The following is a 19,818-nucleotide window of genomic DNA, read 5'->3' as shown; positions in this document are numbered from 1 at the left end:
CTCAAAAAGGGGACGGAGGGAATTAAGTCGTATGCAGCATCAAGGCGTATACGACTTAATTCCCTCCGTCCCCTTTTTTGCTATTTCACCGAGCGCGCGATGGCGTACTGCGCGCCGTAGTAGGTGGACAACACCAGCAGGCTGGCCAAGGGCAGGCCACCGGCGAAGCGGTCCCAGGCCAGCAGGGAATCGCTGGCGACGAACAGCAATGCGCCTGCCGCGGCCCAGCGGGCGCTTCGGGCTTCCACGGCATCGGGCTGCGGGCTGCGCCACTGCCGTGCCAGGGCCAGCACTGCCATCGATGCCAGCACCACCACGTATGCCAGCACCGGCACACGCATCGGCACCGGCAGGTGCGGCCACAGGCCAAGCACATTGAGTACGGCAAAGGCCGCCAGCAGGACGCTGGCGGCCAACAGCCCACGCCCGGCACGCAGGCCATCGCGGAAGGCGACGATGTAGCAGACGTGCGCCAACAGGAATGCGACCAGCCCTGGCACGAACGCATCCATCGGCAGCATCAAAGCAATGTCACCCACGCACGACAGCAGCATGCCGGCCAGCACTGCGCGGCGGTAGAACGGCGGCGCCGGATCATGCACGCGCCAGACGATGGCGGCGATCAGCAGCGTGGTGGCCGGCTTGGCCAGCCAGTGCAGCCAACGCCCATCGCCGTGCAGGAATGCGCCCACGATTGCGAGGATCGCCATCAACAGGATCACGCCATCGCGGGCGCGCGGCTTCATCGTGCCTTCCACAGATCCGCAAGACGGTCAGGCTTGCCGGCGATGCGCTCCAGCACCGGATACTGCAGGCCACCGTGGTAGGCGATGCTCATCGTTTCGATGCGATCGAACTGCTTCACCAGCAGCACGATCGGCGCCTTGTCCTTCGCTGCCGCAGCCACCGCGTCCTTCAGGCGCTGGCTGCTGTACTCGCGCCCACCAACCGCGATCACCTTCATGCCGGGTGCAAGACCGGCGTTGAAGGCCGGGCTGTCCCAGATCACGTCACCGACCGTGCCGTTGTCGAGCACGGTCGCACCCAGCGAATAGGCCAGCAACGCCGCTTTGGCGCGCTTTTCCTGTGCCTTGTAGGCGTCGTTCGGCGTATCGCGGTAGACCAGCTTCCAGCCCGCCAGTTCCAGGCCACCGGTCAACGAACCATGGCCGTCCAGTCGCCCGCGCAGGAACGTCGCCCAGTCGTACGGCGCGATGCCGTTCAAGGTCGCAACCACGTCGTCGAAGGTATAGGGGTTGACGTCCCAGTCGCCATTGCCGACGCCAAAGAATGCACGTGCGAAATCGTCCAGGCTGCGACGGTTGCCACTCAGTTCGCGCAGCTTGCCCTCCACTTCCAGCCACAGCATCTGGCCGCCGGAGTAGTAGTCCTCGCTCATCTGGTAGTTGCGGTAGGGCAGCGTGCGGCGCTGGGCGATGGTCGGGTCGTTGGTGGTGTCCTGCAGTGGGCGCCAGGCCAGCCCCGGGCGGCCACGGTCATAGGTCGCAGCCACATTGGCCAGCATGTCGCGCGCCTGCGCCGTCGACCACAGCCCCGAGCGCGCCGCCAGCACCTGGCCCCAGAACTGGGTCTGGCCCTCGTACACCCACAGCAGGCTGTCGCCCATCGGCACGTTGAAGTTGGCGGTGGCCAGGTCGGCGCCACGACGGTACTTGCCGTTCCAGGAATGGGTGTACTCGTGCGGCAGCAGATCACGCATCCACGCGTTGCTGTCCCACTCTGTGAAGTAGCCTGGATCGGCACTGTTCTCGCTGGAGCGGTGATGCTCCAGGCCGATGCCCCCCAGCCGGTCGGTCAATGCCAGCAGGAATTCATAGTGGTTGTAGTGGCGTGCGCCATAGAGCTTGTCGGCCTGCTGCACCAATGCGCGGTGCATCGTGATCTGCGCGTCGGTCGGCTTCAGCGACTTGGCTTCGTCGGCAAACACGTTGAGATGCACCGGCACCTTCGCGCCCGGGTCGAGATCGATGCGCTGGTAGTGCTCACCGGCGAACAACGGCGAATCGACCAGATGGTCATACGAGATCGGCTTGAACACCACGGTGTCGCCGTCGCGGCGCGCGGTCTCCAGCGCAGTGGCGAACGACCAGCCCTTGGGCAGGGTCACGCTGGCCTGCGCCTGCAGTTGGCGCGCGTCGATGCCGGCCGGATACAGCGAGTTGGCGTTCCACTGCAGGTTGAGCATTTCCGGGGTCATCACCACCCGGCCCTGGCTGCCGCCCTGCGAGGACAGGAAGTCGAAGTGGGCGACGATCTCGCTCACGCCCTCGGGCACGTTCACCTTGAACGCATAGACGTTGAACTGGTCACGCTGCCAGGCCAGCGGCTTGCCGTTGGCGGTCACGCGCAGGCCTGCCAATTTTTCGATCGGGCCGGTGGGCGAATGGTTGCCGGGAATCCACTGCGGGTACAGCAGGGTCATCGGGCCGGGCCGGGCCGGCACCGTAGCGGTCACCTTGAAGATGCGACGGGCCAGGTCGCGCGCGTCGACATCGATGCGCAGCAGGCCGGAAGCGGCGGCGCTGGCCGGCGACGAGGTCTGCGCCAGCGCAGGCGTGGCCGCCAGCGCGAACAGCAGGGACATCACCAGAGCACGGGTCTTCATCGGGCAGCATCCAACAACGGAGAATCCTCCGATGCTAGGCCTGTAGAGAGCCCTGCCCCATGGCCAAAGGTCATGGGCGGTGCGCCCATCGGTGCATGCCCAAAAGCGTGCGAACCAAGGTTCGCACCCACCTTGTGCTGGTTCGGACCCACCAGAGCGGTTTCAGTAGATCCACGCCATGCGTGGATGCGGCCTTTCCCTGTCAGTCGACCAGACGCAGGCGCAGTTCCTTCGGCAGCGCGAACACCATCGATTCCGGCTCGCCATCCAGCTCACCCACGCCGCTGGCGCCCAGCTCGGTCAGGCGTGCGAGCACGCCATCGACCAGTACCTGCGGCGCCGAGGCACCGGCAGTCACGCCGATATGCTGCTTGCCTGCCACCCACGCCGGGTCTATCTCGTGCGCGCCGTCGATCAGGTACGATTCCACGCCCTCACGGCGGGCCAGCTCGCTCAGACGGTTGGAGTTGGAGCTGTTGGGCGAACCGACCACCAGCACCAGGTCGCAGCGCTTGGCCAGATCGCGTACGGCGTCCTGGCGGTTCTGCGTGGCGTAGCAGATGTCGTCGTTCTTCGGGCCCTGCATCGCCGGGAAACGCTCGCGCAGCGCATCGATGATGCCGCGCGTGTCATCCACCGACAGCGTGGTCTGGGTGGTGTAGGCGAAGTTTTCCGGCTGGTTGATGTGCAGCGTGGCAACCTGCTCGACGTCCTCGACCAGATAGATCTGGCCGGTGCCGGCTTCGCGGTTCCACTGGCCCATGGTGCCTTCCACTTCCGGGTGACCGGCGTGGCCAATCAGCACCACGTCACGGCCGGCACGGCAGTGGCGGGCGACTTCGAAGTGGACCTTGGTCACCAGCGGGCAGGTGGCGTCGAACACCTTCAGGCCACGGCGTTCGGCTTCCTGGCGCACCGCCTGGGACACGCCATGGGCGCTGAAGATCACCGTGTTGTTGTCCGGCACTTCGTCGAGCTCTTCGACGAAGATCGCGCCGCGCTGCTTCAGGTCGTCGACCACGAAGCGGTTGTGCACCACCTCATGGCGGACGTAGATGGGCGCGCCCAGCGTTTCGATCGCGCGCTTGACGATCTCGATCGCACGATCGACACCGGCACAGAAACCACGCGGGTTGGCGAGCAGCACATCCATCAGTTCAATCTCCCGGCAGCGGCCGGCTTACGGTTTCGGATTGGCATTATCCGCCTTTTTGGCGGACTTGCCGTCAAACAGGCCAAACAGGGCGATGCCGATGGCACCCACCACGATGGCCGAGTCGGCGATGTTGAACGAGGGCCAGGTGTAGCTGCCCACGTACCACTGGATGAAATCGACCACATGGCCATGCACCTGGCGGTCGATCACGTTGCCGATCGCGCCGCCGATGATCAGCGCATACGGCACGGCCGCCTTCCAGTTGCCACGGGCGGTACCGCGCAGCCACCAGGCCATCAGGCCGCTGATGACGATCGCCAGCACGGTGAAGAAGTGCTTCTGCCAGCCACCGGCGTCGCTCAGGAAACTGAACGCCGCACCGGTGTTGTAGGTGCGGTACCAGTTCCAGAAGCCGTCGATGACCACCACCGGCTGGAACTCCGGCAGGCTCGACAGAACCCAGGCCTTGGACCACTGGTCCAGGCCGATGATGGCCGCCGACAGCAGCAGCCAGACCAGGGCGTTCGGATGCGGACGGGGCGCGGCCATCAGAACCAGCTCCGCACTTCACCGGCACCGGTGATGTTGCTCACGCAGCGGCCACACAGTTCCGGATGATCGGCGTTGCTGCCGACGTCGGCGCGGTGGTGCCAGCAGCGCACGCACTTGGCCTTGGTGGTCGGCTGGGCGCTGACGAACACCTCGTCGGTGGTCGCCGGGCGCACCTGCACGTCGCCGCTGATGAACAGGAAGCGCAGTTCATCGGCCAGCGGCTGCCAGCGCGTCGCCTGCTCTTCACTGGCGGCGATGGTGATCTCCGCCTCCAGTGCAGCACCGATGGCGCCGTTGGCACGCATCGGTTCGAGCACCTTGGCCACCTGCTCGCGCACGGCCAGCAGCTGGTCGAAATCGGCGGCGTTGAGCTGGGCATCGGCCGGCAGCGGCGCCAGGCCGTCGTACCAGGTGGTGAACAGCACGTGCCCGGCGCGTTCGCCCGGCAGGTAGCCCCACAGCTCGTCGGCGGTGAAGGTCAGGATCGGCGCGACCCAGCGGGTGAACGCTTCGGCGATGTGGTACATCGCGCTCTGTGCCGAACGGCGACCGTGCGAATCGGTCGGCATCGTGTACAGGCGGTCCTTGGTCACGTCCAGGTACAGCGAGCCCAGGTCCACGCTGCAGAAGTTCAGCAGCAGCTGCACGATCTCGGCCATGTTGTAGCCGTCGTAGGCTGCCTTGATCTTCTCCTGCAGCTCCCACGCGCGATGCACGATCCAGCGGTCCAGCGCGACCATCTGGTCGAGCGGCTGCAGGTGCCGGGCCGGATCGAAACCGTCCAGGTTGCCGAGCAGGAAGCGTGCGGTGTTGCGCAGGCGACGGTAGGCGTCGGCGTTGCGCTTGAGGATCTCCTGCGACAGCGACATCTCGTTGCTGTAGTCGGCCGAGGCGATCCACAGGCGCAGGATGTCCGCGCCCAGCTTGTTCATGATGTCCTGCGGCTCGATGCCGTTGCCCAGCGACTTGGACATCTTGCGGCCGTGCTCGTCCACGGTGAAGCCGTGGGTCAGGCACTGCTTGTACGGGGCGCGCTTGTCGATCGCCACGCCGGTCAGCAGCGAGGACTGGAACCAGCCGCGGTGCTGGTCGGAACCTTCCAGGTACAGGTCGGCCGGCTTGCCGAAGCCACGCGCGGCGAGCACGCCTTCATGGGTCACGCCCGAATCGAACCAGACGTCGAGGATGTCGGTGACCTTCTCGTAATCGGCCACTTCGGCGCCCAGCAGTTCGGCGGCATCCAGCGAATACCACACGTCGATGCCCTCGGCTTCGACGCGGTCGGCGACCTGCTGCATCAGCTCCACCGAACGCGGGTGGATCTCGCCGGTCTGGCGATGGGTGAACAGTGCGATCGGCACGCCCCAGGTGCGCTGGCGCGAGATGGTCCAGTCCGGACGACCGTCGACCATGCTCTGGATGCGCGCCTTGCCCCAGGTCGGGAACCAGCCGACGGTGTCGATGGCGGCCAGCGCATCGTTGCGCAGGTTGGCCTTGTCCATCGAGATGAACCACTGCGGAGTGGCGCGGAACACCACCGGCGTCTTGTGGCGCCAGCAGTGCGGGTAGCTGTGGCGGATCGGGTGGAACGCCAGCAGCGCGCCGTTGTCGCGCAGCACGCCGACGATGGCCTCCTGCGCCTTCCACAGGTGCTGGCCGGCCAGCACCACGTCACCGGCCGGCGGGGTCGATTCCAGGTACACGCCACGGCCGTCGATCGGGGTCACCTGGCCGGCGTTGTACTTGTCCAGCAGGCCGTACTTCTGGCTGACCACGAAGTCTTCCTGGCCATGGCCGGGGGCGGTGTGCACCGCACCGGTACCGTCTTCGTCGGAGACGTGGTCGCCGTTGAGCACCAGGATCTCGCGTTCCGGGTAGAACGGGTGCGCCAGCAGCTGGTTTTCCAGCGCAGCGCCGGTGGTTTCACCGTGCAGCACAACTGCTTCCACGCCGTAGCGCTGTAGCGCGCGCTCGGCCAGGGCGGCGGCCAGCACCAGCCAACGGCGCTTGCCGTTGTGGGCCGGGCCCTCGGCCAGCACGTAGCGGATCTCCGCGCCCAGCGACACCGCCAGCGAGGCCGGCAGCGTCCACGGGGTGGTGGTCCAGATCGGCACGGCCACTTCGACGTCGGTCGGCACACTCACGCCGAACGCCTGGCCGATGGCCTGCGCGTCGCGCGCGGCGTAGGCCACGTCGATCGCCGGCGATTCCTTTTCCTGGTATTCAATTTCGGCCTCGGCCAGCGCCGAGCCACAGTCGAAGCACCAGTACACCGGCTTGGCGCCGCGCACCAGGTGGCCGTTGGCCACGACCTTGGCCAGCGCACGGATCTCGTTGGCTTCGAAATCGAAGCTCAGGGTCTTGTACGGGTTGTCCCAGTCACCGGTCACGCCCAGGCGCTTGAAGTCCACGCGCTGGATGTTGATCTGCTCTTCGGCGAACTCGCGGCACTTCTGGCGGAATTCAACGGCGTCGAGCTTGGTGCCGACCTTGCCCCACTTCTTTTCGACCGCGATCTCGATCGGCAGGCCATGGCAGTCCCAGCCCGGAACGTAGGGCGCATCGAAGCCGGCCAGGTAACGCGACTTGACGATGATGTCCTTCAGGATCTTGTTGACCGCGTGGCCCAGATGGATGCGGCCGTTGGCGTACGGCGGGCCATCGTGCAGCACGAACAGCGGGCGGCCGGCGGCGTTGTCGCGCAGCTGCTGGTAGAGCCCCTGCTCTTCCCACCGCGCCAGAATGCCCGGCTCGCGCTTGGGCAGATCGCCGCGCATCGGGAATTCGGTGGCTGGCAGGTTCAGGGTGGTCTTGTAGTCCTGGCTCACGCAGTGGCTCGCAATCTATGTTCGGAAAGGATGGCGCGCGCCTGTTCGGCGTCGCGGTGCATCTGGTCGGTCAGGGCCGCCAGATCATTGAATTTCTCTTCGTCGCGCAGCTTGGCGACGAATTCGACTTCGATGTGTCGACCGTACAGGTCGCCCTGGAAATCGAACAGGTGGGCTTCCAGCAGCGGCTCCACGCCCTCCACCGTCGGCCGCGTGCCGAAGCTGGACACTGATGGCCACGGCTGGTCGAACACGCCGTGCACCCAGGTCGCGTAGATGCCCGACAGCGCCGGGGTCTTCGGGAAGCGCAGGTTGGCGGTGGGGAAGCCCAGCGTACGGCCGAGCTGGCGCCCGCGCACCACCCGGCCGCTGATCGCATACGGACGCCCGAGCAGGTCGCCGGCACGGGCGAAGTCGCCCTCCTGCAGCAGCTGGCGGATGCGGGTACTGGAAATGCGCTCGCCATGCAGGTCGACCGCTTCGATCTCGCCGGCGCTGAAACCGAGCTCGGCACCGAGCTGCTGCAACAAGGCCAGGTCGCCGCGACGGCGGTTGCCGAAGCAGAACTCCGGCCCGATCCAGACCTCACGCGCACTCAGGCGATTGACCAGCAGCTGGCGCACGAAGGTCTCGGCCGGCATCGCCGCCATCGCCGCGTCGAAACGCAGCAGGCCGATCGCATCGACACCGAGCTCGCGCAGGATCTCGACCTTGCTGCGTGCCAGGGTCAGCCGCGGCGGCGGCGTGCCCTGGGCGAAGAATTCACGCGGCAGCGGCTCGAACGCCACGGCCACCGCGGCCACGCCCAAGGCGCGCGCACGGGCAACCGCGTGGCGGACCAGCGCACGATGACCCAGGTGGAGGCCGTCGAATGCACCGATACAGACCACGCTTCCGTTGGGGAACAGCTCCCCGCCCTCGACGCTTCTGAACAGCCTGCTCATCAACTCTCGTTCCGGCCCGACCGGGGCCGCCGCTTCAATGGTGTAACCCTGAAGTATAGCCGCCACACGCGGCGATCAATGCCCGCGCAGGTCGCGCGGGCGGAAGCCCATCGCCACCATGGCCACCGCATAGGTAGCGCCACCACCACCGACCAGCAGTGCCAGGGCACCGATCCGCTCCCATACGCCCATCGCCGAGAACGCGGGCAGCCAGTGCAGCAGGGCCAGCAGCGCAGCGACCATGGCCGCGCAGGCCAGCAGCAGGCGCAGCAGATAGCCGCCCCAGCCCGGCCGGCGCTGGTAGACATCGGTCTTGCCCAGCCAGTACCAGAGCAGGCCCAGGTTCAGGTAACTGGACAGCGCGCTGGCAATGCCCAGCGCCAGGTGCAGGCCGGGTTGCTTGCCGATGGCGGCCATCACGCCCTGCGCCTTCAGCTCGTCCGGCACCATCACCTGGTACAGCACGGCCAGCAGCGCGAAGTTGAACACCATGTTGGCCACCAGCGCGGCCACACCGGCACGCACCGGGGTCCTGGTGTCCTGACGGGCGTAGAAGGCCGGCAGCACCACCTTCAGCAGGGCGAACGCCGGCAGGCCGAAACTCAGGCCGTACACCGACAGCGCGGTCATGCGGGTATCGAAGGCGCTGAACTGGCCGTGCTGGAAGATGGTCGCGATCAACGGCTCGGCCAGCAGCAGCAGGCCCAGCATGGCCGGCACGGAAATCAGCAGGGTCATGCGCAGCCCCCAGTCCAGCGAGCGCGAGAAACCCTCGCGATCGGTGCTCACGTGGTGGCGGGCCAGCGCCGGCAGGATCACCGTGCCCAGCGCCACGCCGAACACGCCCAGCGGCAGCTCCAGGAAGCGGTCAGCCAGCGACAGCCAGGACTGCGAGCCGTCGGTCAGCTTGGCCGCGATGACGGTGTCCAGCAGCAGGTTGATCTGCGCCACCGAGGAGCCGAACAGGGTCGGCACCATCAGCGTCATCACCTTGCGCACGCCCGGATGGCTCCAGCCCCAGCGCGGCAGGGTCAGCAGGTTGATGCCCTTCAGCGACGGCAGCTGGAACAGCAGCTGCAGGATGCCGGCGGCCAGTACCGCCCAGCCCAGTGCCAGGATCTGCTTTTCCGGGGTGCCGCCCAGCCGCGGCGCCAGCCACAGCGCACCGGCGATCATGCACAGGTTGAGGATGACCGGGGTCAGCGCCGGCATCGCGAAGCGCTGGAAGCTGTTCAGCGCGCCGCCGGCCAGGGCGGTGAGAGAGACGAACAGCAGGAACGGGAAGGTCAGACGGAACAGGTCGACCAGCAGCCCCTGCTTGACCGGATCGGTATCAACGCCGCTGGAGAAGACCGAGGCCAGCTGCGGCGCGAAGATCAGTGCCACGGCGGTGACCAGCATCAGCACCCCGCCCAGGGTGCCGGCGGTGCGGGCCATCAGTTCGCGCAGCTCGGCATGGCTGCGGGTCTCCTTCACCTCCGTGAACACGGGCACGAAAGCGGTGGCGAAAGAGCCCTCGGCGAACAAACGCCGCAGGAAATTGGGTACCCTGAAGGCGACCCAGAAAGCATCAGTGATGGCGTTGGTGCCGAACGTGGTGGTCACCACGAAGTCCCGGACAAGTCCGAGAACGCGCGAGACCATGGTCATGCTGCTGAACGACAGCAGGCCCCGCAACAACTTGGGTGAACTCACTCAGCGTCCCTCTTGACAATCGACTTGACGTGCATTTCTTACGCCATCATACTAGCTAGCTTGCTGTTCCCATAACACCGATTTTTTCAGGAAACCACCACCGTGGCCAATATCAAGTCCGCCAAGAAGCGCGCCAAGCAGACCGTCGTGCGCAACGCGCGCAACGTGGCTCAGCGCTCGATGCTGCGCACCGCTGTCAAGAAAGTGATCAAGGCGCTGGACGCCAACGATGCCGCCGGCGCCGAAGCCGCCTTCGCCGTTGCCCAGCCGATCCTGGATCGCTTCAGCGCGCGTGGCCTGATCCACAAGAACAAGGCCGCTCGTCATAAGAGCCGCCTGAACGACCGCATCAAGGCCCTCAAGGCCGCCTGATCCGGCGTTGCCGCCCTTCCCTTCGGGGTTGGGCAGCAGACAAGAACCCGGCCCTGGCCGGGTTTTTTGTTGCCTGCGAAAATGAAAAACCCGGCCGAAGCCGGGTTTTTGCCAACGCCAGTCGACTGACAGTCGACTCTACTGCGCGTTACGGGCTTCCAGCTCGTCTTCCTTCTGGCGATCGAAGAAGGCCATGATCCGGCTCATGATCGGGAAGGTACCTTCGCGGCCCAGCGCGGAAACCAGGAACCACGGCTCCTTCCAGCCCAGTTCGGCGACGATCTGCTCGGCCGCAGCCTTCGCTTCGTCTTCGAACATCAGGTCAGCCTTGTTCAGCACCAGCCAGCGCGGCTTCTGCAGCAGCTCCGGGTCGTGCTTTTCCAGCTCGCGCTCGATCGCACGCACCTGCTCAACCGGGGAAATGCCTTCCACCCCACCCTCCATCGGCGAGATGTCCACCAGGTGCAGCAGCAGGCGGGTGCGCTGCAGGTGGCGCAGGAACTGCGCACCGAGGCCGGCGCCATCCGCAGCGCCCTCGATCAGGCCCGGAATGTCGGCAATCACGAAGCTGCGGTAATTCTCCACCTTCACCACACCCAGGTTCGGGTACAGCGTGGTGAACGGGTAATCGGCCACCTTCGGCGTCGCCGCCGAAACGGCGCGGATCAGGGTGCTCTTGCCGGCGTTGGGGAAGCCCAGCAGGCCGACGTCGGCCAGCAGCTTCAGCTCCAGCTTCAGCGTGCGCTCTTCGCCCGGCTCGCCCGGCAGCGCCTGGCGTGGCGAGCGGTTGGTCGAGCTCTTGAAGTGCATGTTGCCCAGGCCACCGCGGCCGCCTTTGGCCACCAGCAGACGGTCACCATGCTGTGTCAGGTCGCCGATGACTTCATCGGTGGCAACGTTGATGACCACGGTGCCGACCGGCACGGTGATGGTCAGGTCTTCGCCGCCCTTGCCATAGGCCTGGCGGCCCATGCCGTTCTCGCCGCGCTGCGCCTTGAAGATGCGGTCATGGCGGAAGTCGACCAGGGTGTTCAGGTTTTCGTCGGCGCGGATGTACACGCTGCCGCCCGCACCGCCGTCGCCGCCGTCCGGGCCGCCGAGCGGAATGAACTTCTCGCGACGGAAGCCAATGCAGCCGTTGCCGCCGTTGCCGGCGAACACTTCGATTTCTGCTTCGTCTACCAGTTTCATTGTTTCGATGCCTGCGATGGGCGCGGCCTGCCTGCCGTCGCCTTGAATGTTATGCCTGCCGATGGCCGGCAGCCGGCCTGGCCGGTGTTGCTTTCACTCTAACGAAAAGCCCCGCCGAAGCGGGGCTTTCCATGCAGCGTACTCTTCATCCAGCACAGCCATGCCGAGGCATGGGTGCCGGCGATGCCTGGATCAGGCGTCGGCCGAGACGATGCTGACGGTGCGACGCTTCTTGGCGCCCTTGACCGAGAACTCCACCTTGCCGTCCACGAGGGCGAACAGGGTGTGGTCACGGCCCAGGCCAACGCCCGAACCCGGGTGGAACTGGGTGCCGCGCTGACGCACGATGATGTTGCCGGCTTCGATGGCCTGGCCGCCGAAGATCTTGACGCCCAGGTACTTCGGGTTGGAGTCGCGACCGTTGCGCGAGGAGCCTACGCCCTTTTTATGTGCCATGACTGCTTCTCCTGATGCTTAGCCGGCGATGCCGGTGATCTCGATTTCGGTGTAGTACTGACGGTGACCCTGACGCTTCATGTGGTGCTTGCGGCGACGGAACTTGATGATCCGGACCTTGTCAGCACGACCCTGGGACAGGACCTTGGCGGTGACGGCAGCGCCCTTCAGCGCATCGCCCAGCTTCACGCCGTCGCTGTCACCCAGCATCAGGATGTTGTCAAACTTGATCTCGCTGCCGACTTCGACTTCGAGCTTTTCAATGCGGAGCTTTTCGCCCTGCGCCACGCGGTATTGCTTACCGCCGGTGACCAGTACTGCGTACATGACCAGGCCTTCCTCTGTAGTTATTGTGGTCTGAGCTGCCGCCATCGAGGGCGGACAGGAGCGGGATTGTACGCAGATCAACGGCCGCGGGTCAAGTCAACCCCTGAACGGCCTGGACGGCCGGCCCCTGCACGGCCGAACCATGCCCGGCTGAACGGTTCGGGGTCCAGGCAGCCGAGCATGGCTCGGCTCTACACAAAGCTGTCGGCCTGTCTCATCAGGTGAGACATCGGGCTGGCATTGTGGCCCATTGCCCCCATCTGGTCACCTCGGTAGGCTGACCGATTGCCGTTCCCTGCTGGCCCGGCACCCAGCCAACGCCCCCACAACCGGATCCCCCATGGCGATGGATTTCATCCGCATCCGCGGCGCGCGGACGCACAATCTGAAGAACCTCGACCTCGACCTGCCCCGCGACAAGCTGATCGTGATCACCGGCCTGTCCGGTTCGGGCAAGTCCTCGCTGGCGTTCGACACCATCTATGCAGAAGGCCAGCGCCGCTACGTCGAGTCGCTGTCGGCCTACGCACGCCAGTTCCTGAGCGTGATGGAAAAGCCGGACCTGGACCACATCGAAGGCCTGTCCCCGGCCATCTCGATCGAACAGAAGTCAACCTCGCACAACCCGCGTTCGACGGTCGGCACCATCACCGAGATCTACGACTACCTGCGCCTGCTGTACGCCCGCGTCGGCACCCCGCGCTGCCCGGACCACGGCTATCCGCTGGAAGCGCAGACGGTCAGCCAGATGGTCGACCAGGTGCTGACGCTGGACCCGGAGCAGCGCTACATGCTGCTGGCGCCGGTCATCCGCGATCGCAAGGGCGAACACGCACAGGTCTTCGACCAGCTGCGCGCGCAGGGCTTCGTGCGTGTACGCGTGGACGGCGAGCTGTATGAAATCGATGCGGTGCCGCCGCTGGCGCTGCGCCAGAAGCACACCATCGAGGCGGTGATCGACCGCTTCCGCCCGCGCGAGGACATCAAGCAGCGCCTGGCCGAGAGCTTCGAGACCGCGCTGAAACTGGGCGATGGCATGGCCTCGGTGCAGAGCCTGGACAGCGCCGACGCCACGCCGGCACTGTTCTCCTCCAAGTACTCCTGCCCGGTGTGCGACTACTCGCTGCCGGAGCTGGAACCGCGCCTGTTCTCGTTCAACGCCCCGATGGGCGCCTGCCCGGGCTGCGATGGCCTGGGCATCGCCGAGTTCTTCGACCCTTCGCGCGTGGTGGTGCATCCGGAGCTGTCGCTGGCCGCTGGTGCGGTGCGCGGCTGGGACCGTCGCAACGCCTACTACTTCCAGCTGATCGCCTCGCTGGCCAAGCACTACAAGTTCGACGTGGACGCCGCGTGGAACTCGCTGTCGGCCAAGGTGCAGCAGGCCGTGCTGTACGGCAGCGGCGACGAAACGATCACCTTCACCTACTTCACCGAGGCCGGTGGCCGCACCCAGCGCAAGCATCGCTTCGAGGGCATCATTCCCAACCTCGAACGCCGCTACAAGGAAACCGAGTCGCCAGCGGTGCGCGAGGAGCTGTCCAAGTACATCAGCGAACAGCCGTGCCCGGAATGCAACGGCGCGCGCCTGAACAAGGCAGCGCGCAACGTGTTCGTGGCCGACCGTCCGCTGCCGGACCTGGTGGTGCTGCCGATCGATGAGGCACTGAAGTTCTTCAGTGAACTGAGCCTGCCGGGCTGGCGCGGCGAGATCGCCGCGAAGATCGTCAAGGAGATCGGCGAACGCCTCGGCTTCCTGGTCGATGTCGGCCTGGATTACCTGACCCTGGAGCGCAAGGCCGACACCCTGTCCGGTGGCGAAGCGCAGCGCATCCGTCTGGCCAGCCAGATCGGTGCCGGCCTGGTCGGCGTGATGTACGTGCTCGACGAGCCGTCGATCGGCCTGCACCAGCGCGACAACGAACGCCTGCTCGGCACCCTCACCCGGCTGCGTGACCTGGGCAATACGGTGATCGTGGTCGAACATGACGAGGATGCGATCCGGCTGGCCGACTACGTGCTGGACATCGGCCCGGGCGCGGGCGTGCATGGCGGCGAGATCGTCGGCCAGGGCACCCTGCAGGACATCCTGGAGGCGCCGCGCTCGCTGACCGGCCAGTATCTGTCGGGCAAGCGCGCGATCGAGATTCCGGCGCGCCGGCACACGCCGAACCCGAAGATGACCCTGCACCTGCGTGGGGCGACCGGCAACAACCTGAAGGGCGTGGACCTGGCGATTCCGTCGGGCCTGCTGACCTGCGTGACCGGTGTATCCGGCTCGGGCAAGTCGACCCTGATCAACGACACCCTGTTCTCGCTGGCCGCCAACGAGATCAACGGCGCCTCGCATCCGATCGCCCCCTACAAGGAGATCGATGGCCTGGACCTGTTCGACAAGGTGGTGGACATCGACCAGTCGCCGATCGGCCGCACCCCGCGTTCGAACCCGGCCACCTACACTGGCCTGTTCACCCCCCTGCGCGAACTGTTCGCACAGGTGCCCGAAGCGCGTGCGCGTGGCTATTCACCGGGCCGCTTCAGCTTCAACGTGCGCGGCGGCCGTTGCGAAGCCTGCCAGGGCGATGGCCTGATCAAGGTCGAGATGCACTTCCTACCGGACGTGTACGTGCCGTGCGATGTCTGCCATGGCAAGCGCTACAACCGCGAAACGCTGGAGATCCTGTACAAGGGCTTCAACATCAACGACGTGCTGGAAATGACCGTCGAGGATGCACTGAAGCTGTTCGAGCCGGTGCCGTCGATCGCACGCAAGCTGGAAACGCTGGTCGACGTCGGCCTGAGCTACATCAAGCTGGGCCAGAGCGCGACCACCCTGTCCGGTGGTGAAGCGCAGCGCGTGAAGCTTTCCAAGGAACTGTCGCGCCGCGATACCGGCCGCACCCTGTACATCCTCGACGAGCCGACCACCGGCCTGCACTTCCACGACATCGAAGCGCTGCTGGGCGTGCTGCACAAGCTGCGCGACGAAGGCAACACGGTGGTGGTGATCGAGCACAACCTGGACGTGATCAAGACCGCCGACTGGATCGTCGATCTGGGTCCGGAAGGCGGCCATCGCGGCGGCACCATCCTGGTGACCGGCACGCCGGAAGACGTGGCGGCCTGCCCGCAGTCGTATACCGGCCAGTTCCTTGCGCGCATGCTGCCGTCCACCAGTGCGCGCCCGGAGCAGCCCGCCGCCGTGGCCAACAAGCCCGATGCACGCCCGCCGCGCAAGGTGAAGCCTGAGAAGCCCGCCAAGAAGGTCGCCGCCGCCAAGAGCACCGGTAAGGCCAGCAAGACCGCAACTGCCAGCAAGAAGAAAAAGGACGCCTGATGAGCAGCGAACACAAGATCCTGGCCCGCATCCCGATCAGCGTGCGCTGGCGTGACATGGACAGCATGGGCCACGTCAACAACGCCAAGTACATCTCCTACCTGGAAGAGGCGCGCGTGCGCTGGATGCTGGGCGTGGAAGGCGTGTCGATGACCGACCGCATCGCCCCGGTGGTAGCTGCCACCAACGTCAACTACCGGCTGCCGATCGTGTGGCCCAACGACATCCTGGTCGAGCTGTTCGTCGAGCGCCTGGGCAACAGCAGCGTGACCATCGGCCATCGCATCGTCGACCAGCAGGATGAGTCGAGGCTGTATTCGGACGGCAACGTGGTGGTGGTGTGGATGGACACGCAGACCGGCAAGAGCGCGCCGCTGCCGGACGCCATCCGCAACGCCTCCACCTGAAGGTAGTGCCGGCCGCTGGCCGGCATGCCCGACCCTGTGACTCGTAGAGTCGAGCTTGCTCGACTGCTGCTTGCCGGATCAGTCGAGCAAGCTCGACTCTACCCGCCCGGCTCAAAGGACTGACATGATCCACCAGACCGAACTGCGCGACCTGCTGCCCGGCATGGTCCCCTTCCCCACCGATGTCTTTCCCGCCGACCAGGCCTGGCTCGGCCAGCACCTGCTGCCGCTACTGAAGATCGACCTGGGTGTGCTGCGCCCGGAACTGGCCGGCCAGGTGGCGACGATGCTGTGCCCGATCGAGCCTTACGACGGCTGCATCGGCGACAACACCGAAGAACACCACAACGATTTCACCGGCAGCAACTGGATCGCCTTCGAACTGACCGCCGGCAACGAGATGCGTTTCCTCGGCAACGAGGGCTATTTCATCGGCGACGCGGTGCAGGACAAGCACGCGCAGGAACACATCGCGCAGATGCGCGAGAGCTACGCCAAGGCCCGCGATTACCATGCCGTGCACGGTCGCCTCGCCTGCTACTCGCGCTATGGCAAGGGTGAGGCCAGCGAGCGCGATTATCTGGATACGCTGGGTGGCCCGATTGGTTTCGGCAACTGGACCGAGACCGCGGAGATTCCCGCGGCCTTCGAACTGGGCTTCACCGAGGCAGCCGATGACCCCAACGCTGCGGACGATGCCGAAACGGTGATCATCACCCGCAATGGCAACAGATTCTTCGCCGTGGCCGACGTAGCCGGCTACAACTGGTGCGCCACCGGTGCCGACGCGATCGTGATGCTGTACGAGCCGGTCAGCCGCACGGTGCTGTTCTCGTACGACTGGTCGTAAGACCCCGTGGTCGTGCCAGCCGCTGGCCGGCACTACCAGAGCAGTCGAGCAAGCTCGACGCTACGGATGTGCGGTTACGGCGCGGACTTGCGCACGGTCAACGTCGCGCCTGCTTCGCCACCGCCTTCCAGCTGCAGCCGCAGCGGCAGCGCCTGGCCTTCCTTCAGCGCACCCTTGCCCTGCATCAGCATCAGGTGCAGGCCACCGGGCTTGAGTTCCGCGCGGGCACCCGGTGCCAGCGGCAGGCGTTCGATCGCGCGCATCCGGCTGACGCCATCGACAATCGTGGTTTCGTGCAGCGACACATCACCGAAGCCGCTGCTGGCCGCGCCGGTGATCACTACCGCCTTGCTGCAGCCGTTGTGGATCACGCCATAGCCGGCGGTCATCGGCATCGCCGGATTCGGTGGCAGCCGCGCCCAGCCCTGCTCCATAGTGACGCAGGCCGGTTCGGCCGCCGAAGCCGATGCTGCGGCCGCACACAGAACCAACAGTACGCCAACGAATGGTTTGGTTATCATCGCCCGGGTTCCTTCTTCGCAACGAGACCGCAGCATGACGACGCTCATCGAGGTGATCAACCATGGCCCCATCCGCGAACTGCGACTGGCGCGGCCGCCGGTCAACGCACTGGACACCGAACTGTGCCGGCAGTTGATCCATGCCATCGAGCTGGCCATGGCCGAAGACGCGCACGGCATCGTGCTGTCGGGCAGCGAGCGCGTCTTCACCGGCGGCATGGACGTGCCGCACCTGCTGTCGCATGGCGATGACAAGCACAAGTTGTTGGACACCTGGAACGCCTTCTTTGGCGCCGTGCGCACACTGGCAGAGAGTCGCATTCCGGTGGTCGCGGCGATCACCGGCCACGCCCCGGCGGGTGGCTGTGTGCTGGCCCTGTGCTGCGATTACCGGGTGATGGCGCGCAGCGCCGATCCGTCGCGGCCGTATGCCATCGGCCTGAACGAAGTGCAGGTCGGCCTGATCGCGCCGGAGGGCATCCAGCGCCTGCTGCGCCGTGCGGTGGGCGTGCACCGCGCCGGCGTGCTGCTGACCACCGGTTCGCTGGTGCCGGCCGAACAGGCGCTGCAGATCGGCCTGGTGGATGAGCTGGCCGAGGGCGACCTGGTGGTGGCACGCGCCATTGCCTGGCTGCAGAACCTGCTCAAGCAGCCGCGCCAGCCGATGCTGCTGACCCGCGCGATTGCCCGTGCCGACCTGCATGAGGCGCTGCACCCGGACCTGATCCAGCTGGACCGCTTTGTCGAGGCATGGTTCGCCCCGGATGCGCAGAACGCGCTGCAGGCACTGGTGGCGCGCCTCGGCAAGTGAACGGTAGTGCCGGCCGCTGGCCGGCAGCCTCATGAGCCAGTTGGGGCGCCTGCGGTGGCCGGCCAGCGGCCGGCACTACCGATGATGGGCTGGCCTGCACCGGTATAATCGGGGCCTCTTCACTGCTGTGGCCGCCCCCCTTGAACGACACGCCCGAACCCGTCGTCTCCGAGCTGATCGACCTGCTCACGCTGGAGCGGCTGGAGGACAACCTGTTCCGCGGGCAGAGCCGCGACATTGGCACCAAGTACGTGTTCGGCGGGCAGGTACTGGGCCAGGCGCTGGCCGCGGCGCAGGCCACGGTCGACAATGGCCGCCACGTGCACTCGCTGCACGCCTATTTCCTGCGCGCGGGCAACATCGACCACCCGATCGTCTACGACGTGGACCGCACCCGCGATGGCGGCAGCTTCTCGGTGCGCCGGGTCACCGCGATCCAGCACGGCAAGGTGATCTTCTTCTGCGCGGCCTCGTTCCAGCAGGCCGAGACCGGCGCCGAGCACCAGCACAAGATGCCCGAAGTGCCACAGCCGGAAGACATCGAACCGAACCGTCCGCTGCCGGCCGAAGTGCTGGAGCGGCTGCCGATCAAGGTGCAGCGCTGGCTGTCGCGCGGCGGCCCGTTCGAGTTCCGCCACGTCTACCCGCGTGACGAACTCAACCCGCCCAAGCGCCCGCCCTACCACCAGGTGTGGCTGCGCCTGAGCGAACCGGTGGGCGATGCGCCGGAGCTGCACCAGGCGCTGCTGGCCTACGCCTCCGACTTCCACCTGCTGGGCACGGCGACCTTCCCGCACGGCATCAGCTACTACCACCCGCACGTGCAGATGGCCTCGCTCGACCACGCAATCTGGTTCCACCGCCCGTTCCGTGCCGACGACTGGCTGTTGTACTCGCTGGACAGCCCCAGCGCGCAGGATTCGCGCGGCCTGGCACGCGGCCAGTTCTTCACCCGCAATGGCGTACTGGTGGCCAGCACCGCGCAGGAAGGCCTGATCCGCGTCGTTCCCGACCAGGCCGCGGCCGCCGCCGTGCCAGCCAAGGAGTAACCCATGCGCCAGATCTTCAGCAGCCAGCGCGTGGAAACCGTCGAAGGCGTGGCCGAGCTCCTGCGCGGGCATGGCATCGACGTCAAAGTGACCAATGGACGCTCGTACAAGACCCGCCGCCGCGGACAGTTCAGCTACACCGACCTGGGCAACGCCAACGCCTACCCAGCGGTGTGGATCGTGCGCGCCGACGACCAGCCGCGCGCGCGTGAAATCCTGCGCGAGGCGCGACTGCTCGACACCACCCGCCGCGACCATCCGACCGCCGAATTCGCCTTCCGCGACGCGCCGGAACAGGGCAGCGGTGGCCGCAGCTGGGCCTGGCGCATCCGCATCGCCCTGCTGGTGGTGATCGCCGGCGTGGCGCTGGTGATCGGCCTGCGCCATCGCGGCGCACCGGCGCCGGTCGCACCGGCCCCTGCCCCGCAGGCCCAGCCGCAGCAAACGCAACCGGCTCCGCAGGCCGCACCGGAAGAGGAAGAAGTCCGGGTCCGCATCCAGCCCTCCAAGTAAGAGGCGGTAGCGCCGGGCCATGCCCGGCGAGCACAGCGGCCTGGCAGCAGGGTCGCGACTTCACCGTAACCCGTCAGGATTGGAGCCCCCTTGTTGTTCAAGGGGGTGCGCCAACGGCGCGGGGATGAGGTGGAATGCGCGGACCGCAGATGCATCAGCATCTGCGGTCACATTGGGCGCGCGGCT

At 66.3% G+C, this 19,818-nt stretch carries 18 protein-coding genes; 7 read left to right on the top strand and 11 right to left on the bottom strand.

The genetic code is table 11. The annotated features are described in order from the left end of the window. Positions 1-80: 80 nt before the first annotated feature. The 7 genes from N5J73_RS11245 to murJ all read right to left on the bottom strand — a co-directional run bounded on the left by N5J73_RS11245 (position 81) and on the right by murJ (position 9,786). Positions 81-746 (bottom strand): lysoplasmalogenase, encoded by a 666-nt coding sequence (locus N5J73_RS11245; RefSeq protein WP_049447031.1) that lies wholly within the window; start codon positions 744-746, stop codon positions 81-83. After that, entirely contained in the window at positions 743-2,626 is a 1,884-nt protein-coding gene (locus N5J73_RS11240; protein WP_049447033.1) for a M61 family metallopeptidase, read from the bottom strand. The genes N5J73_RS11245 and N5J73_RS11240 overlap by 4 nt, the downstream gene beginning before the upstream one ends. A 202-nt stretch (positions 2,627-2,828) precedes the next feature. Beyond that, positions 2,829-3,779, bottom strand: a complete 951-nt coding sequence (gene ispH / locus N5J73_RS11235; RefSeq protein WP_049447034.1) for a 4-hydroxy-3-methylbut-2-enyl diphosphate reductase — start codon at positions 3,777-3,779, stop codon at positions 2,829-2,831. 27 nt (positions 3,780-3,806) lie between these two features. Next, on the bottom strand, positions 3,807-4,331 hold the full coding sequence (gene lspA, locus N5J73_RS11230; RefSeq protein ID WP_010483311.1) for a signal peptidase II: 525 nt from the start codon (positions 4,329-4,331) through the stop codon (positions 3,807-3,809). Then, positions 4,331-7,162 (bottom strand): isoleucine--tRNA ligase, encoded by a 2,832-nt coding sequence (gene ileS, locus N5J73_RS11225; RefSeq protein WP_049447036.1) that lies wholly within the window; start codon positions 7,160-7,162, stop codon positions 4,331-4,333. The genes lspA and ileS overlap by 1 nt, the downstream gene beginning before the upstream one ends. Beyond that, positions 7,159-8,106 carry a bifunctional riboflavin kinase/FAD synthetase gene (locus N5J73_RS11220; RefSeq protein WP_049447038.1) on the bottom strand — a complete coding sequence of 316 codons (948 nt, stop codon included), beginning with the start codon at positions 8,104-8,106 and terminating at the stop codon, positions 7,159-7,161. The genes ileS and N5J73_RS11220 overlap by 4 nt, the downstream gene beginning before the upstream one ends. A gap of 75 nt (positions 8,107-8,181) precedes the next feature. Continuing rightward, positions 8,182-9,786 (bottom strand): murein biosynthesis integral membrane protein MurJ, encoded by a 1,605-nt coding sequence (gene murJ, locus N5J73_RS11215; protein ID WP_152906695.1) that lies wholly within the window; start codon positions 9,784-9,786, stop codon positions 8,182-8,184. A 117-nt stretch (positions 9,787-9,903) separates the two neighbouring features. Here murJ and rpsT point away from each other — a divergent pair, with 117 nt between their 5' ends. Continuing rightward, a complete protein-coding gene (gene rpsT / locus N5J73_RS11210; RefSeq protein WP_005408560.1) occupies positions 9,904-10,173 on the top strand; it encodes a 30S ribosomal protein S20 in 270 nt (89 codons plus the stop codon). A gap of 138 nt (positions 10,174-10,311) precedes the next feature. Here the strand turns inward: rpsT and cgtA are convergent, their stop codons facing one another. The 3 genes from cgtA to rplU form a co-directional block, all read right to left on the bottom strand. Next, positions 10,312-11,364 (bottom strand): Obg family GTPase CgtA, encoded by a 1,053-nt coding sequence (cgtA, locus tag N5J73_RS11205; RefSeq protein WP_010483324.1) that lies wholly within the window; start codon positions 11,362-11,364, stop codon positions 10,312-10,314. Positions 11,365-11,556: 192 nt separating this feature from the next. Continuing rightward, the gene (gene rpmA, locus N5J73_RS11200; RefSeq protein ID WP_005415704.1) at positions 11,557-11,820 is read right to left on the bottom strand and encodes a 50S ribosomal protein L27; all 264 of its coding nucleotides are present in this window, start codon (positions 11,818-11,820) and stop codon (positions 11,557-11,559) included. 18 nt (positions 11,821-11,838) lie between these two features. Continuing rightward, complete coding sequence (gene rplU / locus N5J73_RS11195; RefSeq protein WP_005408557.1) at positions 11,839-12,147, bottom strand: 50S ribosomal protein L21; 309 nt, start codon at positions 12,145-12,147, stop codon at positions 11,839-11,841. 340 nt (positions 12,148-12,487) lie between these two features. Here rplU and uvrA point away from each other — a divergent pair, with 340 nt between their 5' ends. The 3 genes from uvrA (at position 12,488) to N5J73_RS11180 (ending at position 16,738) form a co-directional block, all read left to right on the top strand. Beyond that, positions 12,488-15,481, top strand: a complete 2,994-nt coding sequence (gene uvrA, locus N5J73_RS11190; RefSeq protein ID WP_049447041.1) for an excinuclease ABC subunit UvrA — start codon at positions 12,488-12,490, stop codon at positions 15,479-15,481. Continuing rightward, positions 15,481-15,888: a thioesterase family protein gene (locus tag N5J73_RS11185; RefSeq protein ID WP_049447042.1), complete on the top strand. Its 408-nt coding sequence runs from the start codon at positions 15,481-15,483 to the stop codon at positions 15,886-15,888. The genes uvrA and N5J73_RS11185 overlap by 1 nt, the downstream gene beginning before the upstream one ends. A 124-nt stretch (positions 15,889-16,012) precedes the next feature. Next, on the top strand, positions 16,013-16,738 hold the full coding sequence (locus N5J73_RS11180) for an enolase (protein WP_164078496.1): 726 nt from the start codon (positions 16,013-16,015) through the stop codon (positions 16,736-16,738). A 74-nt stretch (positions 16,739-16,812) separates the two neighbouring features. Here the strand turns inward: N5J73_RS11180 and N5J73_RS11175 are convergent, their stop codons facing one another. Continuing rightward, the gene (locus tag N5J73_RS11175; RefSeq protein WP_049447045.1) at positions 16,813-17,259 is read right to left on the bottom strand and encodes a copper chaperone PCu(A)C; all 447 of its coding nucleotides are present in this window, start codon (positions 17,257-17,259) and stop codon (positions 16,813-16,815) included. A 34-nt stretch (positions 17,260-17,293) separates the two neighbouring features. Between N5J73_RS11175 and N5J73_RS11170 the strand changes: the two genes are divergently transcribed. From N5J73_RS11170 to N5J73_RS11160, 3 genes are all read left to right on the top strand, one after another. After that, entirely contained in the window at positions 17,294-18,070 is a 777-nt protein-coding gene (locus tag N5J73_RS11170) for an enoyl-CoA hydratase/isomerase family protein (RefSeq protein WP_012479449.1), read from the top strand. A 140-nt stretch (positions 18,071-18,210) separates the two neighbouring features. Next, entirely contained in the window at positions 18,211-19,119 is a 909-nt protein-coding gene (gene tesB, locus N5J73_RS11165) for an acyl-CoA thioesterase II (RefSeq protein ID WP_005412623.1), read from the top strand. Positions 19,120-19,122: 3 nt separating this feature from the next. Beyond that, positions 19,123-19,632, top strand: coding sequence for a pathogenicity-like protein (locus N5J73_RS11160; protein ID WP_049447046.1), 510 nt, complete (start codon positions 19,123-19,125; stop codon positions 19,630-19,632). The last annotated feature ends 186 nt before the right edge of the window (positions 19,633-19,818 follow it).

Source organism: Stenotrophomonas sp. GD03654, assembly GCF_029845105.1.
GTDB lineage: Bacteria > Pseudomonadota > Gammaproteobacteria > Xanthomonadales > Xanthomonadaceae > Stenotrophomonas > Stenotrophomonas africana.
This window is presented reverse-complemented; position numbering and strand designations above follow the sequence as displayed.